The sequence below is a fragment of the Epibacterium sp. HA2-3 genome, from assembly GCF_055693725.2.
Genome location: NZ_CM172490.1, coordinates 627,796 through 648,050 on the forward strand (window position 1 = coordinate 627,796; position 20,255 = coordinate 648,050).

At 60.0% G+C, this 20,255-nt stretch carries 21 protein-coding genes; 8 read left to right on the forward strand and 13 right to left on the reverse strand.

The genetic code is table 11. From position 1 onward, the window contains the following. Positions 1-101: 101 nt before the first annotated feature. Positions 102-371: a DksA/TraR family C4-type zinc finger protein gene (locus tag ACZ1HH_RS02960; RefSeq protein ID WP_011537913.1), complete on the forward strand. Its 270-nt coding sequence runs from the start codon at positions 102-104 to the stop codon at positions 369-371. A 3-nt stretch (positions 372-374) separates the two neighbouring features. Here ACZ1HH_RS02960 and ACZ1HH_RS02965 read toward each other — a convergent pair whose 3' ends face one another. From ACZ1HH_RS02965 to ACZ1HH_RS03005, 9 genes are all read right to left on the reverse strand, one after another. Continuing rightward, positions 375-878, reverse strand: a complete 504-nt coding sequence (locus ACZ1HH_RS02965; protein ID WP_472637274.1) for a GNAT family N-acetyltransferase — start codon at positions 876-878, stop codon at positions 375-377. Then, entirely contained in the window at positions 879-1,823 is a 945-nt protein-coding gene (locus tag ACZ1HH_RS02970) for a calcium-binding protein (protein ID WP_487320370.1), read from the reverse strand. Continuing rightward, on the reverse strand, positions 1,805-3,349 hold the full coding sequence (tnpC, locus tag ACZ1HH_RS02975; RefSeq protein WP_168610441.1) for an IS66 family transposase: 1,545 nt from the start codon (positions 3,347-3,349) through the stop codon (positions 1,805-1,807). Before tnpC ends, ACZ1HH_RS02970 begins: the two co-directional genes overlap by 19 nt. Positions 3,350-3,403: 54 nt before the next feature. Continuing rightward, positions 3,404-3,757, reverse strand: a complete 354-nt coding sequence (tnpB, locus tag ACZ1HH_RS02980) for an IS66 family insertion sequence element accessory protein TnpB (RefSeq protein WP_168595277.1) — start codon at positions 3,755-3,757, stop codon at positions 3,404-3,406. Next, positions 3,751-4,161, reverse strand: coding sequence for an IS66-like element accessory protein TnpA (gene tnpA / locus ACZ1HH_RS02985; RefSeq protein ID WP_472635111.1), 411 nt, complete (start codon positions 4,159-4,161; stop codon positions 3,751-3,753). Before tnpA ends, tnpB begins: the two co-directional genes overlap by 7 nt. 56 nt (positions 4,162-4,217) lie before the next feature. After that, positions 4,218-4,598 carry a hypothetical protein gene (locus tag ACZ1HH_RS02990; RefSeq protein WP_487320371.1) on the reverse strand — a complete coding sequence of 127 codons (381 nt, stop codon included), beginning with the start codon at positions 4,596-4,598 and terminating at the stop codon, positions 4,218-4,220. Positions 4,599-4,673: 75 nt separating this feature from the next. Further along, positions 4,674-6,494: a M3 family oligoendopeptidase gene (locus ACZ1HH_RS02995; protein ID WP_416367998.1), complete on the reverse strand. Its 1,821-nt coding sequence runs from the start codon at positions 6,492-6,494 to the stop codon at positions 4,674-4,676. A gap of 194 nt (positions 6,495-6,688) precedes the next feature. After that, positions 6,689-7,636: an alpha/beta hydrolase gene (locus ACZ1HH_RS03000; protein ID WP_472637277.1), complete on the reverse strand. Its 948-nt coding sequence runs from the start codon at positions 7,634-7,636 to the stop codon at positions 6,689-6,691. Between the two features lie 20 nt (positions 7,637-7,656). Then, positions 7,657-7,944, reverse strand: a complete 288-nt coding sequence (locus ACZ1HH_RS03005; RefSeq protein ID WP_044026672.1) for an SCP2 sterol-binding domain-containing protein — start codon at positions 7,942-7,944, stop codon at positions 7,657-7,659. 100 nt (positions 7,945-8,044) lie between these two features. On the opposite strand from ACZ1HH_RS03005, the gene ACZ1HH_RS03010 reads away from it, so the two are divergent. The 5 genes from ACZ1HH_RS03010 (at position 8,045) to ACZ1HH_RS03030 (ending at position 13,244) form a co-directional block, all read left to right on the forward strand. After that, a complete protein-coding gene (locus tag ACZ1HH_RS03010; protein ID WP_487320372.1) occupies positions 8,045-8,629 on the forward strand; it encodes a tetratricopeptide repeat protein in 585 nt (194 codons plus the stop codon). A gap of 85 nt (positions 8,630-8,714) precedes the next feature. After that, entirely contained in the window at positions 8,715-11,669 is a 2,955-nt protein-coding gene (locus ACZ1HH_RS03015; RefSeq protein ID WP_472637279.1) for a helicase-related protein, read from the forward strand. Between the two features lie 7 nt (positions 11,670-11,676). Next, on the forward strand, positions 11,677-12,051 hold the full coding sequence (locus ACZ1HH_RS03020; RefSeq protein WP_011537921.1) for an RNA-binding S4 domain-containing protein: 375 nt from the start codon (positions 11,677-11,679) through the stop codon (positions 12,049-12,051). Positions 12,052-12,118: 67 nt separating this feature from the next. Next, the gene (fdxA, locus tag ACZ1HH_RS03025; RefSeq protein ID WP_011537922.1) at positions 12,119-12,457 is read left to right on the forward strand and encodes a ferredoxin FdxA; all 339 of its coding nucleotides are present in this window, start codon (positions 12,119-12,121) and stop codon (positions 12,455-12,457) included. 277 nt (positions 12,458-12,734) lie between these two features. Beyond that, positions 12,735-13,244: a CarD family transcriptional regulator gene (locus ACZ1HH_RS03030; protein ID WP_011537923.1), complete on the forward strand. Its 510-nt coding sequence runs from the start codon at positions 12,735-12,737 to the stop codon at positions 13,242-13,244. Positions 13,245-13,310: 66 nt separating this feature from the next. Here ACZ1HH_RS03030 and cobS read toward each other — a convergent pair whose 3' ends face one another. Then, positions 13,311-14,063: an adenosylcobinamide-GDP ribazoletransferase gene (cobS, locus tag ACZ1HH_RS03035; RefSeq protein ID WP_472637280.1), complete on the reverse strand. Its 753-nt coding sequence runs from the start codon at positions 14,061-14,063 to the stop codon at positions 13,311-13,313. A gap of 101 nt (positions 14,064-14,164) precedes the next feature. Between cobS and cobT the strand changes: the two genes are divergently transcribed. Beyond that, on the forward strand, positions 14,165-15,175 hold the full coding sequence (cobT, locus tag ACZ1HH_RS03040) for a nicotinate-nucleotide--dimethylbenzimidazole phosphoribosyltransferase (RefSeq protein WP_472637281.1): 1,011 nt from the start codon (positions 14,165-14,167) through the stop codon (positions 15,173-15,175). A 26-nt stretch (positions 15,176-15,201) separates the two neighbouring features. Here the strand turns inward: cobT and ACZ1HH_RS03045 are convergent, their stop codons facing one another. From ACZ1HH_RS03045 to ACZ1HH_RS03055, 3 genes are all read right to left on the reverse strand, one after another. After that, positions 15,202-17,079, reverse strand: coding sequence for a monovalent cation:proton antiporter-2 (CPA2) family protein (locus ACZ1HH_RS03045; RefSeq protein WP_472637282.1), 1,878 nt, complete (start codon positions 17,077-17,079; stop codon positions 15,202-15,204). A 157-nt stretch (positions 17,080-17,236) separates the two neighbouring features. Then, the gene (locus tag ACZ1HH_RS03050; protein ID WP_011537927.1) at positions 17,237-18,460 is read right to left on the reverse strand and encodes a PAS domain-containing protein; all 1,224 of its coding nucleotides are present in this window, start codon (positions 18,458-18,460) and stop codon (positions 17,237-17,239) included. Between the two features lie 63 nt (positions 18,461-18,523). Continuing rightward, positions 18,524-18,979 carry an Lrp/AsnC family transcriptional regulator gene (locus tag ACZ1HH_RS03055; protein ID WP_011537928.1) on the reverse strand — a complete coding sequence of 152 codons (456 nt, stop codon included), beginning with the start codon at positions 18,977-18,979 and terminating at the stop codon, positions 18,524-18,526. Positions 18,980-19,117: 138 nt separating this feature from the next. On the opposite strand from ACZ1HH_RS03055, the gene hppD reads away from it, so the two are divergent. Next, the gene (gene hppD / locus ACZ1HH_RS03060) at positions 19,118-20,218 is read left to right on the forward strand and encodes a 4-hydroxyphenylpyruvate dioxygenase (RefSeq protein ID WP_011537929.1); all 1,101 of its coding nucleotides are present in this window, start codon (positions 19,118-19,120) and stop codon (positions 20,216-20,218) included. The last annotated feature ends 37 nt before the right edge of the window (positions 20,219-20,255 follow it).

The following is a 20,255-nucleotide window of genomic DNA, read 5'->3' on the forward strand; positions in this document are numbered from 1 at the left end:
TATGCGCCTTGACGGCATGGGGTCGCAAGCGCGCGCCCTTGCAACCCTGCCCATGGCGGGCGTAGCATCTTCCTTCGAGCTGAGTGTGACAGGAGCTATACATGGCTGGGGGATGGGCAAAAGACGGCGCGGTAAGCGAACAGATCGAGGCTTCGATCTCGGACGAACTGGCACGTATGAATGCACGCCGTGCGCCAGCGGGTGAAAGCCTGACCCATTGTGCTGATTGCGAAGAGGAAATCCCCGAGGCACGGCGCTTGGCCATCCCCGGTGTGAAACTCTGTATCGACTGCCAAGAGGAGCGCGACGGTGTGCAGCGTCAGCGCGGCGGCATCAATCGTCGCGGCAGCAAAGACAGTCAGCTCAAGTGAGCCTCAGTCAAAGAGCGGCAAGCGCATCACATGTTGCGGCCCAGCGATCCCGCCGTCTTGGATGTCGCCGGTGTCCTTGAAGCCGCAGTTCAGGTAGGTGCGCAGCGCTGCGTGGTTGCGCATGTTCACCGTCAAGACCAGCGCCTGAGCCTTTGGGTAGGTTCGGCGCAACAGTGATGGCAGCGCGCGCAAGGCTCCGCTGCCGATGCCACTGCCTTGCACGCGATGATCGATCATAAAGGCCCTGAGACCGAGATCGCCCTGGCGCGCGAAATTGTAGGTTCGGGGGTATTTCACGTCGATCTTGAAAAAGCCGACACATCGTCCTGCCTGCTGGATGGCATAGAAATCCACGCCAGCCTCATCAGAGGCGAAGGCCATGGCGATTGTGCCACAATAGACCACTTGTTCGGGCGCGACGGCAATATCTCGGACCAGATCATGGTCCGAACGCGAAAGCGGCAGGAGCGATGGTGAAGCCGTGTTTTGCGGACGGGGAGAGGTCATTCAGCCAAATGTCAGGACGTCCCACAGCGCGTCGAGGCTGAGGTCATGTCTCGCGTCATCATTCAGCACGACCCGAAGCGTCTCGACATTCGAGTCTGAGTCGATTGTGTTTATCCGAAAGCCAGAGCGCGTCAGTTTCAGACTATCGGTGTCAAAGGCGTAACTCCCGTCTGTGTCGAGTCGGATGTGATCTCCCTCAGAGATGTCAAAGTCGCGGATCTTGCTTCCAGAGCCGCTGAGATTGAACACGAAGAGGTCCGAACCCGCTCCGCCGATGAGGCGGTCCCGCCCGTCATCTGCGATGAGCGTGTCCTGCCCGGCGCGGCCGACGAGGCGATCCCGCCCTGCGCCACCAACAAGAAGATCTGCGCCCGCGTCCCCGCGCAGAAAGTCGTTGCCTTCGTCGCCATGAAGTCTGTCTTTGCCTCGGCCACCCGTGATCCTGTCATCCCCCCATCCTCCAGAGAGGGTGTCGCGCCCCCCGAACCCGTTGATCTGATCGGCGCGACCAGCTGCTCTGATGTGATCACCGCTGTTGGAACCAATATAGCGATCGACGAAGGGGTTGCCGTCAATGATCTCAAAGCCAGTGATATTCACCGAAGTTGAGTCGGTGATGATCTGGCCTGTCTTTAAGTTCACGACAAACGAGTCGGGCACGCCGAAGTCATCAAGATGGAGCGTGTCCTGACCCGCGCCGCCGTCAATTGTGCGTGTCCCGTCAGTTTTGGGGCGCGCGAGATGGAATTCGTCGTTTCCTCCCTGCAGGTCGATGAAGCTCAAATACTGCAACATGCCTCTGTCAGAGATGTCTTGGTTGCGATTGCCAAATTCAAGAACGTCCAAAGCCTCTGCCAGCAGGGTCTCGAATTGTGTGCTTGACGTATTGTCTGTAAGCGCTGTCGCCACCCCACGCCTGTTCAGCTTTACGGGGTGAAGTTCCAAGGTAGCAGCTCGTCGATCCTGCTGGCCGGGTGACCGGCGGCGATGGCTTCCAGGGTCGCCTTCAAATAGGCAAAGGGCGCGACGCCGTTGATCTTCGCGGTGGCTATCAGGGAGGCGATGCGGGCCCAGGTGCGGCCGCCCTCGTCGTGGCCGGCGAAGAGTGCGTTCTTTCTTGTCAGGGCGATCGGGCGGATCAGGTTTTCGACGGCGTTGGAGTCCATCTCGACGCGGCCGTCGTGGAGGAAGGTCTGCAGGCCGCCCCACTGGCGGTGGATGTAGGTCAGCTTCTCGCCGAGGCGCGACTTGGCCGAGATACGCAGACGCTGTGCCTGCAGCCAATCACCGAACTCGGCCACGAGGGGCGCGCTGCGGGCCTGACGGGCCGACAGACGTTGGCCCGGGCCCATGCCCCGGATCTCGGCCTCGATGCGGTAGAGCTCAGCGATCCGGCGCAGGCCCTCGGCGGCGATTTCCGAGCCGTCGCGGTCGAAGACCTCCTTCAGCTTGCGCCGCGCATGCGCCCAGCAGTGGGCCACCGTGATCGGCGCGCCGCCCTTGCGGGACGGGCGCGTCAGCCGGTCATAACCGGTGTAGCCGTCGAGCTGCAGGATACCGTCGAAGCCCTGAAGGATCTGTTCCGCGTGGGCGCCGGCGCGGCTGGGCTGGTAGGTGAAGACGACACCGGGCGGGTCTTCTCCGCCCCATCCGCGATCATCGCGGGCCAGGGCCCAGAGGTAGCCGGTCTTGGTTCGGCCGCGTCCGGGGTCGAGGACCGGAGCCGTGGTCTCATCCATGAACAGCTTTCCGGAGGACTTGATGTGTTCCGCCAGCCGGTCGACCACGGGGCCGAGGTGGAAGGCGGCGGTGCCTGCCCAGTCCGCCAGGGTGCTGCGGTCGACTTGGATGCCGGAGCGCGCCAGGATCTGGCCTTGGCGGTAGAACGGCAGGTGGTCCGCGAACTTCGAGACCAGCACATGAGCGATGGCGCCCTCGGTCGGCAGACCGCCCTCGATCAGCCGCGGCGCGGCGGGCGCCTGGGTGACCCCGTCCGAGCAAATGCGGCAGGCATACTTCGGCCGGATGTCGACCAGCACACGAAGCTGCGCAGGCACGATGTCCAGACGTTCGGTCCGATCCTCGCCGATCTGGTGCATGCGGCCGCAGCCGCAAGGACACTCAAGGCTCGCCGGTTCGATGACACGCTCGATGCGCGGCAGGTCCGCGGGCAGATGGCCGAGATTGCGCTGCCGTGTCGCGCGCGGGGTCTGGGTGGAGGGGGCGGCCTGCTCCCTGCGGGTCTCGACCTCGGCGACGGCGGTTTCCAGGTCTTCGAAGGCAAGCTGCCGGTCGTCATCACTCAGCTTCTCGGACCGTTTGCCATGCACGACATGGTTCAACTCGGCCACGAGATGCTCGAGCCGCCGGTTGGCTTCCTTCAGGGCGCCGTTTTCCTGCAGCACCGCCAGAACGGCGGCGCGCTGGCTCTCAGGGATCGCGGACAGGTCGATGGGCGGGGCGTCGGGCATGGCTGGATTATACCGGGCCCGGGGCGCCAATGCCCGGTTATTCAATAGGCTGAGTCACTCTGCCACAGCCGGTCGGCGCACCTCCAGAGATCGAACCCTGCGCCAGTCCAAACCGGCAAACAGGGCCTCGAACTGCGCCCGGTTCAGGGTCATTGCCCCATCGCGGATCGCGGGCCAAGTGAAGGTGTTTTCTTCCAGCCGTTTGTAGGCCATCACGAGTCCGCTGCCGTCCCAGAACAGGATCTTCAACCGGTCGGCGCGCTTCGACCGGAACACGAAGACCGTGCCCGTGAACGGATCCTCGGCAAGCGTCGACTGCACGAGCGCTGCCAGGCCGTCATGGCCTTTGCGGAAGTCCACCGGTTTTGTCGCAACCAAAATCCGGAGGCCCTGTGAGGGCATCAGCATGGCGAGGTCCCGAGCGCATGCGCGATCTCGGCGATCCGGGTCGCGGGCGTGCCGGGCGCCAGCTCGATCCTGACTTCGCCTGAGACGATCCGGATCACCTCTTTCGGTGCCGCCATGTCCGGTTCCGGCAGCACCTCCGGCACATCGCAGACTACCAGCGGGGCGAAGACCGGTTCGTCCAGCTCCGCTGCTGGCAACACCAGCTTCCCCTGCTTCGCCAACCGGCGCCAGGCCGACAGCTGGTTTGGCAAGACTCCATACCGCGCCGCCACGCCATTCACTGTCGCGCCCGGTTCGAGCGTATCCGCCACTGCCCGGGCCTTGGCTTCATCCGGCCACCGCCGGTGACCCGACGCGTAGATCTCCACGCCCAACGATTTGAGAAACGAATTTGTAGTGCACATTGCGAAACGCACTCCCCACTGTGAGATGTGCAAGATCTCGCAGTACGGGATAGGCGCTACAACGTGGGGCCGGGACAGCGCTTACTATTGTCTCCGGAGATCCGTGCGAAAATGATGTCCGTGAAATCGGATGCATTGATGCTGATCTGCTCAATGCGTGCGATCTCGCCCCGATTAGAAGAGCGAAACTCCATCGCGGTGATCGTGCCTGACGCACGCCCAGACGAGTCGACACTGAGATTGTCCCCGAATATCCGAACAGTCGGGTTTATGTTGTAATAGCCGGTCGAGCCGCGCGTTTGGTCAAGCGTGTAGGAAATGTAGCTGTCAGTCACATCATATCTGTAGACAGGCGTTGGGAAAATGTATCCACCGGAAATGAAGGTGCTTGGAAATAAGATCGCGTCAATTGAGTCGCTTGAAGTTAAAATCGCCATGAGAAAATCGTTCCTGATGTAAAAATGGCTCCCAAATGGGAGCCATTTCAAATTACCGAGAAGCCTGACTCCGGATCAAGCTTCCATTGCCTCAAGCTCGTCAATCAGGCCAGAGATCATCGACAGGCCTTTGTCCCAGAACTTGGGGTCAGAGGCATCAAGACCAAATGGTGCCAAAAGCTCTTTGTGGTGTTTGGACCCGCCAGCCTTGAGCATGTCGAAATACTTGTCCTCAAATCCCTCGGCCCCTTCGGCATAGACCGAGTAAAGCGCGTTCACGAGGCCATCGCCAAATGCATAGGCATAGACGTAGAAGGGCGAGTGGACGAAGTGCGGAATATAGGCCCAGAAGGTCTCATACCCTTCCATGAAGTCAAAGGACTCGCCCAGGGACTCCGCTTGCACACTCATCCAGAGGGCGTTGATGTCTTCGGGCGTAAGCTCACCTTCGGCGCGTGCGGCGTGTAGTTTGCACTCAAAGTCATAAAAGGCGATCTGGCGCACGACCGTGTTGATCATGTCCTCGACCTTGCCTGCCAAGAGCACCTTGCGCTCTTCTTTGGTCTGGGCCTTTTCGAGCATCTTGCGGAAAGTGAGCATCTCGCCAAAGACCGATGCGGTTTCCGCAAGGGTCAGGGGGGTCGACGAGAGCATCTCGCCCTGATCCGCGGCAAGAACCTGGTGCACGCCATGGCCAAGTTCATGCGCCAGCGTCATCACGTCACGCGGTTTGCCCAGGTAGTTCAGCATCACATACGGATGGACATTGGTCACCGTTGGGTGAGCAAAAGCACCGGGGGCTTTGCCGGGTTTGACACCTGCGTCGATCCAGCCCTTGTCGAAAAACGGCTGCGCCAGCTCGCCCATGCGCGGATCAAAGGCCTCATAGGCCTCCATCACGGTTGCGCGGGCCTCCTCCCAGTCCACCACGCGGGTGGTTTCCATCGGCAGAGGCGCGTTACGATCCCAGACCTGCATGCGTTCGAGACCGAGCCATTTGCGTTTGAGCTCATAGTAGCGGTGCGAAAGCTTGGGGTAGGCGGCGACCACGGCCTCGCGCAGAGCTTCGACCACTTCGGGCTCGACATCGTTCGAGAGGTGCCGGCCCATCTGCGGGCTCGGCATGCCGCGCCAGCGGTCAATGATCTCTTTCTCTTTGGCCTGCGTGTTGTGAACGCGGGCAAAGATCTTGATGTTGTCGGCAAAGACGCGGGCAAGTTCGCGCGCGGCGGCTTCGCGCTTGCTGCGGTCCTGCTCGGTCAGGAAGTTGAGCGTCGCCTCGATGCCGAGCTCTTCGCCCTCGATCTCAAAGGTCAGCCCTGCGATGGTCTCGTCAAAGAGCTTTTCCCAGGCATCGCCCACAATCCCGAGGTCGTGCATAAAACGCTCCAGCTCATCCGAGAGCTGATAGGGCTTCATCGCGCGGATCCGGTCAAAAACGGGTTTGTAGCGCGCCAGATCGGCGTTTGCCTCAAAGAGCGCGTCGAGTTTGGCATCCTCGATGCGGTTGATTTCCAGCGTGAAGAACACCAGCGGCGTGGTGAAGACCGTGACTTTTTCCTGCACGTCAGAGAGGAATTTGGCGCGGTCCGCGTCGGTTGTCAGCTGGTAATAGCGCAGGCCCGCATAGGACATGATGCGCCCGGCGATATTGTTGATTTTTTCGTTGCGATGGACGCAGGTCAGAAGCCCCTCGGCGTCGAGCTCTGCAAGCTTGCCCTCGTAGTCGGCGGCAAAGGCAGCGCATTCGCCCTGCAGCCAGTCCAGATCGCGGGAAAGTTCCGCAGCGTCTTCGCCTGCGTAGAGATCGCTCAGATCCCACTCCGGCAATTTGCCAAGATCACCGGCTCCGGAAGAGGCATTGGCATCGCGCACAGGGAAAGGGAGTTGGAACATGTGACCTCCGTCTGATGTCTGAATTTGGGCGCAGGCGCGCAGCAAAAAATGCGGCGCGCGCTCCCGTGGATCGGTTCTTCAAACACTTAGGTCGGGCAAGCGCGAGGCACAAGCACAGAGCCAGCGACGAGCGGAGAAACATCGTGCGACCAAGCTGCGGTCAGCCCGCGCGGATGTCTGTGATTGTACCGGGCCTAGACGTGTTTTTTGAAATGCTCCGTCAGGCTGTCGCAGGTCTGCCTGCGTGTCTGAGGGATTTCCATCAGGATTTCGTGCTGGGCGTCCGGGATCATCTCGAGCTTGCCTGATGGCCAGCGTGCCATGCGATCATGAATGGCCTCTGTGGCGACGATCTGTTCGTTTTCCCCCAGAAAGGTCACGCAAGGCACATCAGGTGAGGGGCGCGGGCGCAGATCTGCGCACTCCAGCATGGCCTGAGACAACCATTGTACCGTCGGCCCCCCGAGGGCCAATTCGGGGTGCTGGGTCATCTGCATCTGCAAGAAAGCGTACATTTCCGGGTCATTTGTCAGCGTGTTGCCCTCAAAGGGTGTGACCTGGACGTATTGTTCGATGGTGGTTGTGGGCACCAGCTTCTCGCTCACACCCAGCGCCGTCCCAAACCGCGCCAAAAGCCGGGCAGCCGGTCGCAGCGCAAAGGGAATGCGGATCGCCCACATCGGGGCAGTGAAGGCGCAGGCCGCAACCGGCAGACCCTCGTGGAGAGCCCGAAGGCCGATGGCGCCGCCCATGGAATGTCCCAACAGATACCACGGGCGTGGCAAGTCGAGGGCCTCAGCATGCGCCACCAGCGCCGCCACGTCGAGCTGGAACGCGCCAAATTCTGCAACATGCCCGAGGCGGCCATCGCTCAGGCTGCGATCCGCAAGCCCCTGTCCGCGCCAGTCCACGGTCAGGACGTCAAAACCCCGAACTGTCAGGTCGATGGCCAGGGGACCATATTTCTCGATGTATTCTGTGCGACCGGGAAACAGCAGGATTGTGCCCGCAGAAGGACCGTCGCTACGCCAGAGGCCTGCGCGGATACGCTGACCATCCTGAGTGGTCAGCCAATGGGCCTCGACCTGATCCGGGCCGCGCGCAATCTCGCTGAAATAGGGCGCGGGGGCGGTTTCTGCCATTGGCTGATCCTTCATTGTCGTCAGGCCAGTGCCTGCGCCAGCTGCATCGCAACGCCCATATCGCCGTCGATGGTGAGTTTGCCGCCCATGAAAGCTGCGGTCGGGTTCAACTCGCCCGACAGGATTTCTTCAAAGGTTTCGGCGTCGGCGGTCATGGTCACATCTGCGTCCTCGTCGCCCACGCGTGCGCCATTGGCATCCAGAATGATGGCGCCCATACCAGTGATCTCGAACTTGGCGGAGCTATCAAAGCCACCATCCATTTTTTCGTTCAGCTTGGCGGCTGCCTGTTCCAGTGTGTCGCTCATTGTCGTCTTTCCTTGGTGGTGTTTCGTGCCTTCGCACAAAACTGTGAAGCCGTTTGTTCTGGCACTGGTAATTCCGCCCCGTGCCGCTACCCTTTGGACTATGGGCAAAACGCGGACGAATCTCAAAGCTATCGTGGCGGCAATCTCTCTTGGCGTCATCCCTTGTTTGCCTTCAATTTCGATGGCGCAGGAAGACGCGCATCGCATACCACAAACCGAGGCCGACCTGTTGGAGCGTTTGCGTGCCGCGGACCCGGCAGACGCCGCACGGATAGCCCGCGAGTTGCAGGCCGAGTGGAGCAAGAGCGGCTCGGCGGCGATGGACCTTCTGTTGCGCCGGGGGCGCGAGGCCATGGCGCGGCAGGATTGGCAAGCCGCCATCGAGCATTTCACAGCCCTCACCGACCATGCGCCGGAGTTTGCCGAGGGCTGGTCAGAGCGGGCGCGCGCCTTCTTTGACGCGGAACTCTTTGGTCCCGCTGTTGCTGATCTCGAGCGGGCCTTGGCCTTGAACCCCAATGACTTCAACGCCATCTTCGGCCTCGGGCAGGTGTTTGAGTTCTTTGGCGATCCGGAGCGCGCCTATGCCGCCTATGAGCGAGCCGAGGCTATACATCCGCATCACGAGGAAGTAACCAAGGCTCTGGATCGGCTTTCCACTGAGGTGGAGGGGCAGGCTCTCTAAGACAGCCCGCCATGACAACGATCCCTGAATTTATGTCCGGATCGGTCCTATGGTGGACGGATCAATGCGCGTGGAGACTGATGCAATGACGACTGCATCCCGGGTTGTGGCCGTCCTCGGCCCAACCAACACAGGCAAGACCCACTACGCGACTGATCGTATGCTTGGCTATCGAACCGGGGTCATGGGGTTTCCGCTGCGGCTGCTTGCGCGTGAGGTCTATGACAAGATCGTCAAGCTGCGCGGCCCGTCGGTGGTCGCGCTGGTCACCGGCGAAGAGCGTATTGTCCCGCCCCGGGCGCAGTATTGGATCTGCACCGTAGAAGCCATGCCAGAAGGTATGGGCTGCGATTTCCTTGCGATCGACGAAATCCAGCTCTGTGCCGACCCGGAACGCGGTCATGTGTTTACGGACCGTCTGTTGCGGTCGCGTGGGATGAAAGAGACGCTGTTTCTGGGTGCTGATACCATGCGCGGGCCAATCGCCGCGCTGGTGCCGGGCGTTGAATTTGTCCGTCGCGAGCGAATGTCGGAACTGGTCTATGCCGGTTCCAAGAAGATCTCCCGCATGCCGCCACGCACCGCCATAGTGGGCTTCAGCGTCGACAGCGTCTATGCCATTGCAGAGCTGATCCGCCGTCAAAAAGGCGGTGCTGCGGTGGTAATGGGAGCCCTGTCGCCAAGAACTCGCAACGCGCAGGTCGCGCTCTACCAAAATGGCGAGGTGGATTATCTCGTGGCCACGGACGCGATTGGCATGGGGCTCAATCTCGACGTCGATCACGTCGCCTTCTCGGCGACCTCCAAATTCGACGGCCGCCGGATGCGCCCGCTGGCCCCCAATGAGCTGGCACAGATCGCCGGACGCGCGGGGCGCGGGATGAGCCATGGCAGCTTTGGTGTAACCGGCGATGCACGCCCGCTCGAGGAGGGCGTGGCGCAGGCGATCATGGACCACCGCTTTACGCCGCTGCAAAAGCTGAACTGGCGCTCTGCCGATCTACGTTTTGGCTCGATCGACGCCCTGATCCATTCGCTTGAGGCCAGCCCGAGCCATGAGGTTCTGCTGAAAGCGCGCGAGGCCGATGATCTGATGGTGCTGAAATCGCTGGCCCAGGACGGCGCCATTCGGGATCGCGCCACGGATGCGGCGTCTGTGCGCCTATTGTGGGATGTCTGCCGAATTCCGGACTTTCGGGGCATCAGCCATGCCGAACACGCTTCGCTCCTGAGTGGCATATACGGCTACCTGCACCAAGGTGGCGTGGTCCCGGATGATTGGTTTGCGCGGCAAATTCGTCGTATTGATCGAACCGAAGGCGATATTGACACATTGTCGAAACGCTTGGCGTTTATTCGCACATGGACCTATGTTGCGCAGCGAAACGGCTGGTTGCGTGACGAAAGTCATTGGCGGGAAGAGACCCGCACTGTAGAAGACAGGTTGTCCGACGCTTTGCACGCGCGTCTGACGCAACGATTTGTGGACCGGCGCACATCCGTTTTGTTGCGGCGGCTCAAACAGAAGGAGGCCCTTTTGGCCGAAGTAAATGACAAGGGTGAAGTGACCGTCGAAGGCGAATTCGTCGGTAAGCTTGAAGGCTTCCGGTTCTCACCGGACAAAACCGCGCAAGGCGCTGAAGCAAAGGCACTGAAGTCTGCGTCCTTGCAAGCGCTGGCGCCGCAGTATCACCTGCGCGCGGACCGGTTCTACAACGCCCCCGATACTGAAATTGATTTCACCGATCAGGGTGGCCTGATGTGGGGTGAGCATGCGGTTGGCAAACTGGTTGCCGGTGCCGATGCGCTGTCCCCGCAGATCGAGGTTTTTGTCGATGAGACCGCAGGCCCGGATGTGGCCCAGAAGGTCGAGCGCCGCCTGCAGCATTTCATCTCGCGCAAAGTTCAGGCCCTTTTTGAGCCCCTTATCGCCCTGCAAAAGGACGAAGCTCTCACCGGGCTTGCCCGTGGGTTTGCGTTCCGCATGGTCGAAGCGCTGGGCATTCTGCCGCGCGCGGGCGTGGCGCAGGAAGTCAAGGACCTGGATCAGGATGCGCGTGGCGCGCTGCGCAAACATGGCATCCGCTTTGGCCAGTTCACGATCTTTATGCCCGCCCTGCTGAAGCCCGCTCCGACGCGTCTGCGTTTGTTGTTGTGGTCGCTGGCGAACGGCCTGCAGGAATTCCCCGAGGCACCGCCTCCGGGGCTGGTGACTGTGCCGTCCATGCCCGAAGCGCCTGAGGGCTATGACACGATGGCCGGCTATCGTGCGGCGGGTCAACGGATGATTCGCATCGATATGCTGGAACGCCTGGCCGATCTGCTGCGAAATGAGGACAGCCGCGGAGGCTTTGAAGCCAAACCCGACATGCTGTCGATCACCGGCATGACGCTTGAGCAGTTCGCCGACCTGATGCAGGGTCTCGGCTATCGTGCAGAGAAAGGCGAACGCGCCAAGGTCAAGGCGGTCGACGCAGTTGTGACCGAAGGCGGAACGCCTGCAGCGGATCAGCCTGTGATGGATGCAGCTGCCGAGGCTGAGAACACCCCGGCCGCAGCACCTGCTGAGACCACGCCCGATGAGGCAGCCGCGGATGTGCCCGCAGGCACCTCGGAGATCGTGGACGAGGGTGTCGCGCCAGTGGCAGCCGAGCCCGCCGAGAGCTCTGCGGACGAGCCGATTGCAGAGACTGCTGAGGCGGAGACCGCTGTCGGTGCTGCAGCGGACGCAACCGTTGAAGAGCCCGAGATCGAGGTGTTCTACACTTTCACTTGGGGCCGCAACACGCGTCAGGGCAACGCAGGCCGTGGCCAGCGTCGCGGCGAAGGCCGGGGGCCCAAGGCCGATGGTGCCGGACGTGGCAAGCCGCGCGGTGGCAAGCCTCAGGGTAAGCCCGGTGGCAAAAAGGGCGGTCGCCCGGATCGCGGCGGCGACAAGGGGAGCAAGACCTACTCTGCGCGTCCTCCGAAGAAAGAAAAGCAGATCGACCCCGACAATCCCTTTGCCGCAGCTCTCATGGGGCTGAAGCAGGGCGATTGAACCTGACATGAGCGATCACGCGGACAAGATGCGGGTCGACAAATGGCTGTGGCACGCGCGGTTTTTCAAAACCCGCTCTCTCGCGGCCAAGCAAGTCGGCGCAGGTCATGTCCGCGTGAATGGCTCCAAGGCTGCAAAGCCCTCTCAGAACGTCTCCATTGGGGACGTTTTGACCTTTCCGCAGGGGCATCAGGTGCGCGTTGTGCGCATCACCTCCCTTTCGGAGCGGCGTGGACCAGCAACCGAGGCTCAAACGCTGTACTTTGATATGACGGAGAAGCAGGACAAACCGCCTGCCAATCCCAAATACGAAGGAAAAGGTCGCCCGGATAAGAAAGAGCGCAGGGCGCTTGGTCTTACTCGCGTCTGGGACGGGCATTGACGGCTTGAAGCCGCTGCCCATGTAGATTAGCTACTCCCCAGACACTTGAAACGGGATCCAAGCCAAGATGACCTACGTCGTTACGGACAATTGTATTGCCTGCAAGTACACCGATTGCGTCGAGGTGTGCCCGGTTGACTGTTTCTACGAGGGTGAGAACACCTTGGTGATCCATCCCGATGAATGCATCGATTGCGGCGTATGTGAGCCGGAATGCCCTGCCGACGCGATTCGTCCGGACACAGAGCCGGATATGGACCAGTGGGTGGAATTCAACCGTAAGTACGCCGAGCTGTGGCCGGTTATCGTCTCCAAGAAAGACCCGATGCCGGGTCATGAGGAGCGCGATGGCGAAGAGGGCAAGCTCGAGAAATACTTCTCCGAAGCACCCGGAGAAGGTGGTTAAGACGCCGCTGTGAGCGCGAAATTCGCGTGAAACGCGGCCTGTGACGTCAGATTGACGTGCGCTCCGTCTTTCGGAGGGCACGTTTTTGTGCTATATTCTTAGGATGTAATGCAACACGTAGAATACCGCCTGCCGTGATGATCCTGAAAAAACGGGTCTCTTGGTGGGTTTTCTGCGCCAAACCGACAGCCGGCGCGCATACTCCGTATGCCGCATGGGCCCTCTTTGGCGTGGCCTAAACGGCATGATTGCCGTGTCATCGCGAGGAAAGACCTGTATGACCAAATCGAAGAAGCTCGAATTCCGCCCCAATGATTTCATTGTATACCCAGCCCATGGCGTTGGGCAGATCATTTCGATCGAGGAGCAGGAAGTGGCCGGCTACAAGCTGGAGCTATTCGTAATCACCTTTGAAAAAGACAAGATGACCCTGCGCGTGCCGACGCATAAGGCCATCGACATCGGCATGCGTTCGCTGTCTTCCCCTGATGTGATCAATCAGGCGATGAAGACGCTGAAAGGCAAGGCCAAGGTCAAGCGCGCCATGTGGTCGCGTCGGGCACAGGAATACGAACAGAAGATCAATTCCGGCGATCTGATCTCCATTGCCGAAGTGGTGCGCGACCTGCACCGTACCGATGATCAGCGCGAGCAGAGCTATTCCGAGCGTCAGTTGTATGAAGCCGCGCTCGAACGTCTGACCCGCGAAGTTGCGGCCGTGTCCGGTGGCGACGAAATCGCGGCGGCCAAGCAGGTTGATGAGGTCCTGACCTCCCGCGCTGCCTGATCTTTCCGGATCCCAATATCAAAGGCCGCCCGATTGGGCGGCCTTTTTTGATGGGTGAGGGGCCTTTCAGAGAAGCGCGAGCAATGTGAGACCAAGTGCGATTTCGCTGAGTTGCTGCGTGGCGCCCAGAACGTCTCCGGTCTGCCCGCCGATTTTTGTCATTGCAAGCTGACGCAAGCCGAGCAGCAAGGGCCCCAGAACCAGTGCCGCCCAGATCACGCTGCCGCCGGTACTGAGGAACCCCACACCCAGCGCGATCAGGAGCCCCACAAGGGTCGCTGGCCAGGCAGGACGGCCAACTGACTGCGACAGGCCTCGCCCGCGCGCGTTGGGCATGCTGGCCATCATCACGGGCATCGCTGCGCGGCTCAGTGATGCAAGCGCCATCAGGCACCAGATGTCCCCCGCCTCAAAGAGTGCGGCCAGAATGCTCCAGCGCAGTCCCAATCCAAAGAGCAGTGCCAACACACCATAGGTGCCAATATGGCTGTCCTTCATGATCTCCAGACGCCGCTTGGGGTCAAAGCCGCCCCAGAACCCATCCGCCGTATCCGCGAGACCGTCTTCATGCATGGCGCCGCTCACAAGAACCTGTGTCGCAAGCGCAATTCCGGCGGCCACGAAGGGCGGACACCAGATCAACGCCACGGCGCCTGCAAAAATTGACACCACCCCCACGACGGCCCCAACCAGGGGGAAGGCCCAGACTGCAGCCGCTTGGCGTGCAAAAACCTCTTTGGAGAGGTGAGGCAGCGGCAGGCGGGTCAACAAGACCAGCGCGAGCAGCAAATCAATGGGCTTGAAGTCGTTTTTTCGCATGTCGATGCCTCTGGTGGGGCTTCTCGGCAGGGGGCGAGAGCGGTAAACAGTCCTAACACCGCTTTACCTTTGCGGTGCAGTAGGACGCAACGAGGCTTTTTATGCTGCCAGACCTGACGACGCTTTCTGATTTCCGTAATGCTCTGGCGCAAGCGCCCGGCGCCGATGCTGACGCGCGCGCGGCCTGCGAGGACCGGAACGGGCAATTGACCAAACCGCCTGGGGCGCTGGGGCAGCTTGAAGAGATCGCGATCTGGTACGGCAGTTGGCGTGGAACGGCGCGTCCCGAAGTGCGCGCGCCGCAAGTCATTGTCTTTGCTGGAAACCATGGCGTCACCGCGCGTGGGGTCTCGGCCTTTCCGGCCGAGGTCACGGTGCAGATGGTTGCCAATTTCAAGGCAGGCGGCGCGGCGATCAACCAGTTGGCCCAGCTCGCTGATGCGCGCATGGATGTCCATGCGCTGGAGCTGGATCGCCCGACGGCTGATTTCACGCAGGGCCCCGCGATGAGCGAGGAAGACCTGCTGGCCGCGCTGCGCACTGGCTGGAATGCGGTCGATCCGGCGAGCGATGTGCTCGTGGTGGGCGAAATGGGGATCGGGAACACGACCTCTGCGGCTGCGATCTGCCATGCGCTTTATGGCGGTGAGCCGGGTGATTGGACGGGCAGGGGCACCGGCGTTGACGACGAGGGCCTTGCCCTGAAGACGGCTGTTGTCGCCGAGGCGGTCGCGCTGCAAGGCAGCCGCGACGGATTGGAGGTTCTGCGTTGCCTTGGCGGGCGTGAGATCGCAGCAATGGCCGGGGCGATCGCTGCGGCGAGAGTGCTGCGCATTCCGGTTATTCTGGATGGGTTCATCTGCTGTGCCGCTGCGGCCTCTCTGGCGCGCCTGCACGATCAGGCGTTGGATCACGCTGTCGCAGGCCATCAAAGCGCTGAGGGCGGTCATCAGGCATTGCTGGCGAGACTGGGCAAGGCACCGCTGCTGTCGCTGGGGCTGCGGCTTGGAGAGGGCTCTGGGGCGGCACTTGCAATCCAAGTGCTCAAAGGTGCGCTGGCCTGTCATAGTGGCATGGCCACCTTTGCCGAAGCCGGAGTATCGGACGGCTGACCCCGCAGAGGGGATCAGCCTCGCGCTCAGGCGCGGTGTTTGATGTGGTCTTCAGCAAGTGACAGCAGCGCCGTTTCCAGGTCTTTTTCCAGCTCTCTCGCGCGTTTGATATAGGCCGGGTTCTCGCTTGCGGGAGTGCCCGGAATCCAATGCCCTGCGAGCTCTCGGATGGTGTGGCGATCATGCGCGTAAAAGGTCTGTTCGGCCTGCGCCGCCTCATACTCGCTTAGTCCGATATTCTCGAGCACATAACGACCGGCCCGCAGCGAGCTGTCGAACATTTCGCGCACGATATCATTGGCCCCCGCTTTATAAAGCTCAAACACATGGTTGCGATCATAGGCGCGGGCGACAATATGGATGTCTGGATAGTTCCGCCGGGCGTAAGTCACGAGTTTTGTGGCGCTTTCCTGGTCGTCGAGCGCGACAACCAGCACTTTTGCCTTGCTGATGCCAGCCGCTTTCAGCAGCTCTGGACGGGTTGGATCCCCGAGGAAACTCTTGACCCCAAAGCGGCGCATCAGCTGTACCGCCTTCATGTCGCTGTCCAAAAGAACGGTCTTGAAGCCACTCGCATTCACAAGGCGATGCACGATCTGACCAAAACGCCCGATCCCGGCGATGATCACTGTGCCTTCTTCGTCAATCTCGTCGGGCGTATGTTCGACTTGGGCGTCCTTCATCCGCTTGGATAGGATTTCGTAGAGGATGAACAAAAGCGGCGTGATCAACATCGTCAGCGCGATGACCAGCAGCAGTTTCTCCGACAGATCGGCCGTAACCACATTCAGCTGAAGCGAGAACGCCAGCAGCACAAAGCCAAATTCACCGGCCTGCGCCAGCCCGAGGGTGAATAGCCAGTGATTGCGCCCTCTCAGTCCGAAGGCCCTGCCGACGAAATACAAAACCGCGCCCTTTGCGAAAATCACGAGCAAGGCGAGACCGATCACATCCCCGGGCTCGGCCAGGAACAAGCGATAGTTGATACCTGCTCCGACGGTGATGAAGAATAGCCCCAACAGGAGCCCTTTGAAGGGTTCGAGGTCGCTCTCCAGCTCGTGGCGGAACTCGCTGTTCGCGAGCACAACACCGGCGAGAAAGGCGCCCAACGCCGGGGACAGCCCGACCAAGGTCATCAGGAAGGAAATCCCAACAACAATCAGAAGGGCCAGTGCCGTATACATCTCGCGCAGGTTGGAGGCGTGAATGAAACGAAACACCGGACGGGTCAGATAGACGCCCGCTAGAATCACGAAGGCGATGGCGCCAATTGTCGTCAAGGTGACGGCCCAGCCAGGCAGCCCTTCTACGAGCGAGAGCGAGTGGTGTCCCGCGCCATGCGCTTCTTCTGCGCGCACGATGGAGCCATCCTCTGAAAGGGATAGTGCATGTTGTGTCGCCAACAGCGGCAGCAGAGCCAGGATCGGAATGACTGCAATGTCCTGGGTGAGCAAGACAGAGAAGGTCGCTCTGCCCCCTCCAGTGCGCGTCAGCCCTTTTTCCGAAAGCGTTTGCAGCACGATGGCTGTTGATGACAGCGAGAGCGCCAGCCCGACGGCAAGGCCCACTTGCCAGCGGTGGCCAAAAAAGATCGCAGCCCCCGCAAGGAGTGCGGTTGAAGCGGTGATTTGTAACCCACCGAGTCCGATCAAGTGGTGTCGCATCGCCCAGAGCGCGCGCGGGTCGAGCTCGAGGCCGATCAGAAACAGCATCATCACGACGCCAAACTCGGCAAAATGCTGGAGTTCCTCGGCTTCCGCCCCGACAAGACCCAAGATCGGACCGATGATGATGCCCGCGGCGAGGTATCCGAGCACCGACCCCAAACCCAACCGGGCGGCGATGGGTACGGCGATCACGGCGGCGGCGAGGTAGATTGAGGCCTGAGAGAGAAAACTATCCATAAGAGAATATTGCCAACTTTTTACGAGATGGCAAAGAGATAGGCTGACTCGGGCCTCTCTGTCACGATCAGGTTAAAAAAAGCGGCAGCTCGAGAGAGCCGCCGCAATTGCGGTATCTGTGGGCCTGCGGGGAGCGCAGACCGATTTTGGGCATGAGTTACTCGCCCTCGAGCGAGCGAATTTCCTCTCCGAGTTTTGCGATATGTTCCAACCGTTCCGAAATGCGTTCCTGAAAGGCACCAAGCTGATCGATAATGTCAGAAAGGGTTTCGCCAGAGGAGGGCAGGCGCGCGCTCTCGATTTTACAGAGGACACGTGTGGAGCTCAGGCCCAGAAAGTGACGATGCATGACCTGGCACGCATTGATGATCCGCACGGCTTCGATGTCTACCTCCGCCATGCCTTTCTGGGCGTGTCCGGCCTGTTGTTTGACCAGATCCGCAAGGCGGCGGCGCTCTTCTTCCATGTCGACATCGCCCAGATCACGCCGTTCCTTTTGCAGCTGGGTGTCGCATTCCATCAGGATTCGGGTCATGCCCGCGATGAAGAGGCTGGAGTTCACGGAGTGCTTTACGGTGGCAAAGTTGGTGTTTTCGCCCATCACGTTGCGCTCAAACCAGTCCGACATTTCCCGCGACATGGCGCCGTAGTTCTGGGACAGCACCGTCACCGGACCGCCCGAAGGCTCAATCCGGGAGGCGATGACACGCAGGTTATGCGGAATCGTGTGCATGGCTTCGAAGTCTTTCACAAGACCATGGGTTTCATCGAGAAGCTTTTCCGCATTGCGCAGCATTTCACGCAGTTCCGAAATCTGCGGATCCACCTTGCGACCCAGGCCCAAATCGCGCGAAATGAGTTCCTCGGCGAGGGCATGCGATGCAAAATGCTGATAGTCGTCAAAGCCCTTTTCGTGAACCCAGTCGAGCATGATCTGAGCGCTTTCCTCGGCGGATAGATCACCCTCTTGTTCGGCTTTGACAATCTTGGCGTAGAGCGTCTGGATCTCGGCAAAAAGCTTGCTGCTTGGCTTTATACGTGCGGACAGATAGCCGTCGCCACAGGGAACAACAGTTGCAAAAACCCAGTAGTGCAGCCCATCCTTGGACTTGTTCTTTACATATGCACCAACGGTTTTTCCGGATTTCAGCATTTCCCAGAAGAGGTAGAATAACCCTTTGGGCGTGTCGGCATGGCGCACCAGTTTGTGGGGCGCTCCGATGATCTCTTCCCATTCGTAATGTGCAACCCGTTGGAAGACGTAGTTGCAGGACAGAATGACTCCACGCTCATCGGTACGCGAGAAAAAGACCTCGTTTAGTTCGAAAGGGGCTGCGCCGCTGCTCGGGCGGGTTTCAATGCGGCGATCGACAAAGGACACGAAAGCGATTCCATCTGATGATTTGTTTCAAGCCAATCTACCTGTCCAGTGGTTCACACATCCTTAAACGGGTAGGGGACTATCACCTTTTAACTGTGCCATTACGATCTGACTGTGGACCCGTCCAACTGCCGGATGCGGAAGAATAATCTCGTGAAGCAGCGTATTTAATTCTTGTAGATCATGACAGTAAACGCGCAGCAGGTAGTCGGCCTCTCCGGTCATCGTCCAGGCGGAAGTGATTTCCGGACGATTTGAAACCAATCGCGCAAAGCTTGCAGCATTATCGGGGCCGTGACTGTGCAGATGCACCTGAACAAAACACTGCACAGCAAGCCCGAGCTTTGAAGGATCAAGGCGCGCGACGTAGTTTTGGATGAAGCCATCTTCTTCCAGGCGTTGGCGCCTGCGTCCGGCCTGGCTGGCAGAGAGATTGAGCACATCTCCGAGCTCCTGTGCGGTGGCCTGAGCGTTCTTCTGAAGTTGTGCGAGCAGTTTGATGTCTGTTGCGTCAAGCATGCGTGAATCCCCCGTCATTTGGGGAAACTATGCGTCAAATATGTATGATTGGAAAGAATGGACGGTGATGTTGCGCAGAATAAGCACATTATGTGCGGTACACTCGGTCAAACGCAGCAAGCAACGCAGGAGTTACGCATGGGACCTTTCCCTCATGATGCCCCCAAATCGGTGATCAGCGCTGAGAACCCGGCCGGAACCGATGGATTTGAATTTGTAGAGTTTGCCAGCCCGAACCCCGAAGAATTGCGCGAGCTCTTTGCCAAGATGGGGTACGAGTTGGTCGGACGTCACAAGACCAAGCCGGGTATCGAGCTTTGGCAACAGGGGGACATCACCTACATCCTCAATGCCGAGAAAGGCTCTTTTGCGGAAAAGTTTGTTGAACTTCACGGCCCCTGTGCCCCCTCGATGGGCTGGCGTGTGGTCGATGCGCAAAAGGCGTTTGAGCACGCGGTGGCCAAGGGGGCGGAGCCCTATGAAGGCGATGACAAAACAATGGATGTGCCTGCAATCAAAGGGATTGGCGGCTCGCTCATCTACTTCATCGACCAGTATTACGACACCTCGCCCTATAACGAGGAATTCGAGTGGCTGAAGCAGTCCAAACCGCGCGGCGTCGGTTTTTATTACCTCGATCACCTCACGCACAATGTCTTCAAAGGCAACATGGACAAGTGGTTCCACTTTTATGGCGACCTGTTCAACTTCAAGGAAATCCGGTTCTTTGACATTCAGGGCAAGTATACCGGCCTCTTCAGCCGTGCCTTGACCTCGCCTTGCGGCCGCATTCGCATTCCGATCAACGAGGACCGTGGCGAGACCGGGCAGATCGTTGCCTATCTCAAGAAGTACAATGGCGAAGGCATCCAGCACATCGCTGTGGGCGCGCGTGACATCTATGATGCCACTGACGAGATCTCCGAACGTGGCATCCAGTTCATGCCGGCCCCGCCTGCAACCTATTACGACATGAGCCACGACCGTGTCCAAGGCCACGAAGAGCCGCTGGATCGTATGAAAAAGCACGGCATCCTCATCGACGGCGAAGGCGTGGTGGACGGGGGCGAGACACGCATCCTGCTGCAGATCTTCTCAAAAACGGTGATCGGGCCGATCTTCTTTGAGTTCATCCAGCGCAAAGGCGATGACGGCTTTGGCGAGGGCAACTTCAAGGCGCTCTTTGAATCGATCGAACAGGAGCAAATCAACAACGGTGAAATCTCCGCAGCCGAGTGATGAGACCTGAGGCGGTGTCGCATGGCGGCGCTGCCCC

Bases quoted from the DNA above. Each gene is read 5' to 3' on its own strand.
- tnpC (WP_168610441.1), bottom strand. From the start codon at position 3,349: ATGCCCGACGCCCCGCCCATCGACCTGTCCGCGATCCCTGAGAGCCAG.
- ACZ1HH_RS02995 (WP_416367998.1), bottom strand. From the start codon at position 6,494: ATGTTCCAACTCCCTTTCCCTGTGCGCGATGCCAATGCCTCTTCCGGA.
- hppD (WP_011537929.1), top strand. From the start codon at position 19,118: ATGGGACCTTTCCCTCATGATGCCCCCAAATCGGTGATCAGCGCTGAG.
- ACZ1HH_RS03055 (WP_011537928.1), bottom strand. From the start codon at position 18,979: ATGCTTGACGCAACAGACATCAAACTGCTCGCACAACTTCAGAAGAAC.
- ACZ1HH_RS03020 (WP_011537921.1), top strand. From the start codon at position 11,677: ATGAGCGATCACGCGGACAAGATGCGGGTCGACAAATGGCTGTGGCAC.
- ACZ1HH_RS02965 (WP_472637274.1), bottom strand. From the start codon at position 878: ATGACCTCTCCCCGTCCGCAAAACACGGCTTCACCATCGCTCCTGCCG.
- ACZ1HH_RS03015 (WP_472637279.1), top strand. From the start codon at position 8,715: ATGACGACTGCATCCCGGGTTGTGGCCGTCCTCGGCCCAACCAACACA.
- ACZ1HH_RS03045 (WP_472637282.1), bottom strand. From the start codon at position 17,079: ATGGATAGTTTTCTCTCTCAGGCCTCAATCTACCTCGCCGCCGCCGTG.
- ACZ1HH_RS02990 (WP_487320371.1), bottom strand. From the start codon at position 4,598: ATGGCGATTTTAACTTCAAGCGACTCAATTGACGCGATCTTATTTCCA.
- cobS (WP_472637280.1), bottom strand. From the start codon at position 14,063: ATGCGAAAAAACGACTTCAAGCCCATTGATTTGCTGCTCGCGCTGGTC.
- ACZ1HH_RS03030 (WP_011537923.1), top strand. From the start codon at position 12,735: ATGACCAAATCGAAGAAGCTCGAATTCCGCCCCAATGATTTCATTGTA.
- tnpA (WP_472635111.1), bottom strand. From the start codon at position 4,161: ATGTGCACTACAAATTCGTTTCTCAAATCGTTGGGCGTGGAGATCTAC.
- ACZ1HH_RS02960 (WP_011537913.1), top strand. From the start codon at position 102: ATGGCTGGGGGATGGGCAAAAGACGGCGCGGTAAGCGAACAGATCGAG.
- cobT (WP_472637281.1), top strand. From the start codon at position 14,165: ATGCTGCCAGACCTGACGACGCTTTCTGATTTCCGTAATGCTCTGGCG.
- tnpB (WP_168595277.1), bottom strand. From the start codon at position 3,757: ATGCTGATGCCCTCACAGGGCCTCCGGATTTTGGTTGCGACAAAACCG.
- ACZ1HH_RS03000 (WP_472637277.1), bottom strand. From the start codon at position 7,636: ATGGCAGAAACCGCCCCCGCGCCCTATTTCAGCGAGATTGCGCGCGGC.
- ACZ1HH_RS03005 (WP_044026672.1), bottom strand. From the start codon at position 7,944: ATGAGCGACACACTGGAACAGGCAGCCGCCAAGCTGAACGAAAAAATG.
- ACZ1HH_RS03010 (WP_487320372.1), top strand. From the start codon at position 8,045: ATGGGCAAAACGCGGACGAATCTCAAAGCTATCGTGGCGGCAATCTCT.
- fdxA (WP_011537922.1), top strand. From the start codon at position 12,119: ATGACCTACGTCGTTACGGACAATTGTATTGCCTGCAAGTACACCGAT.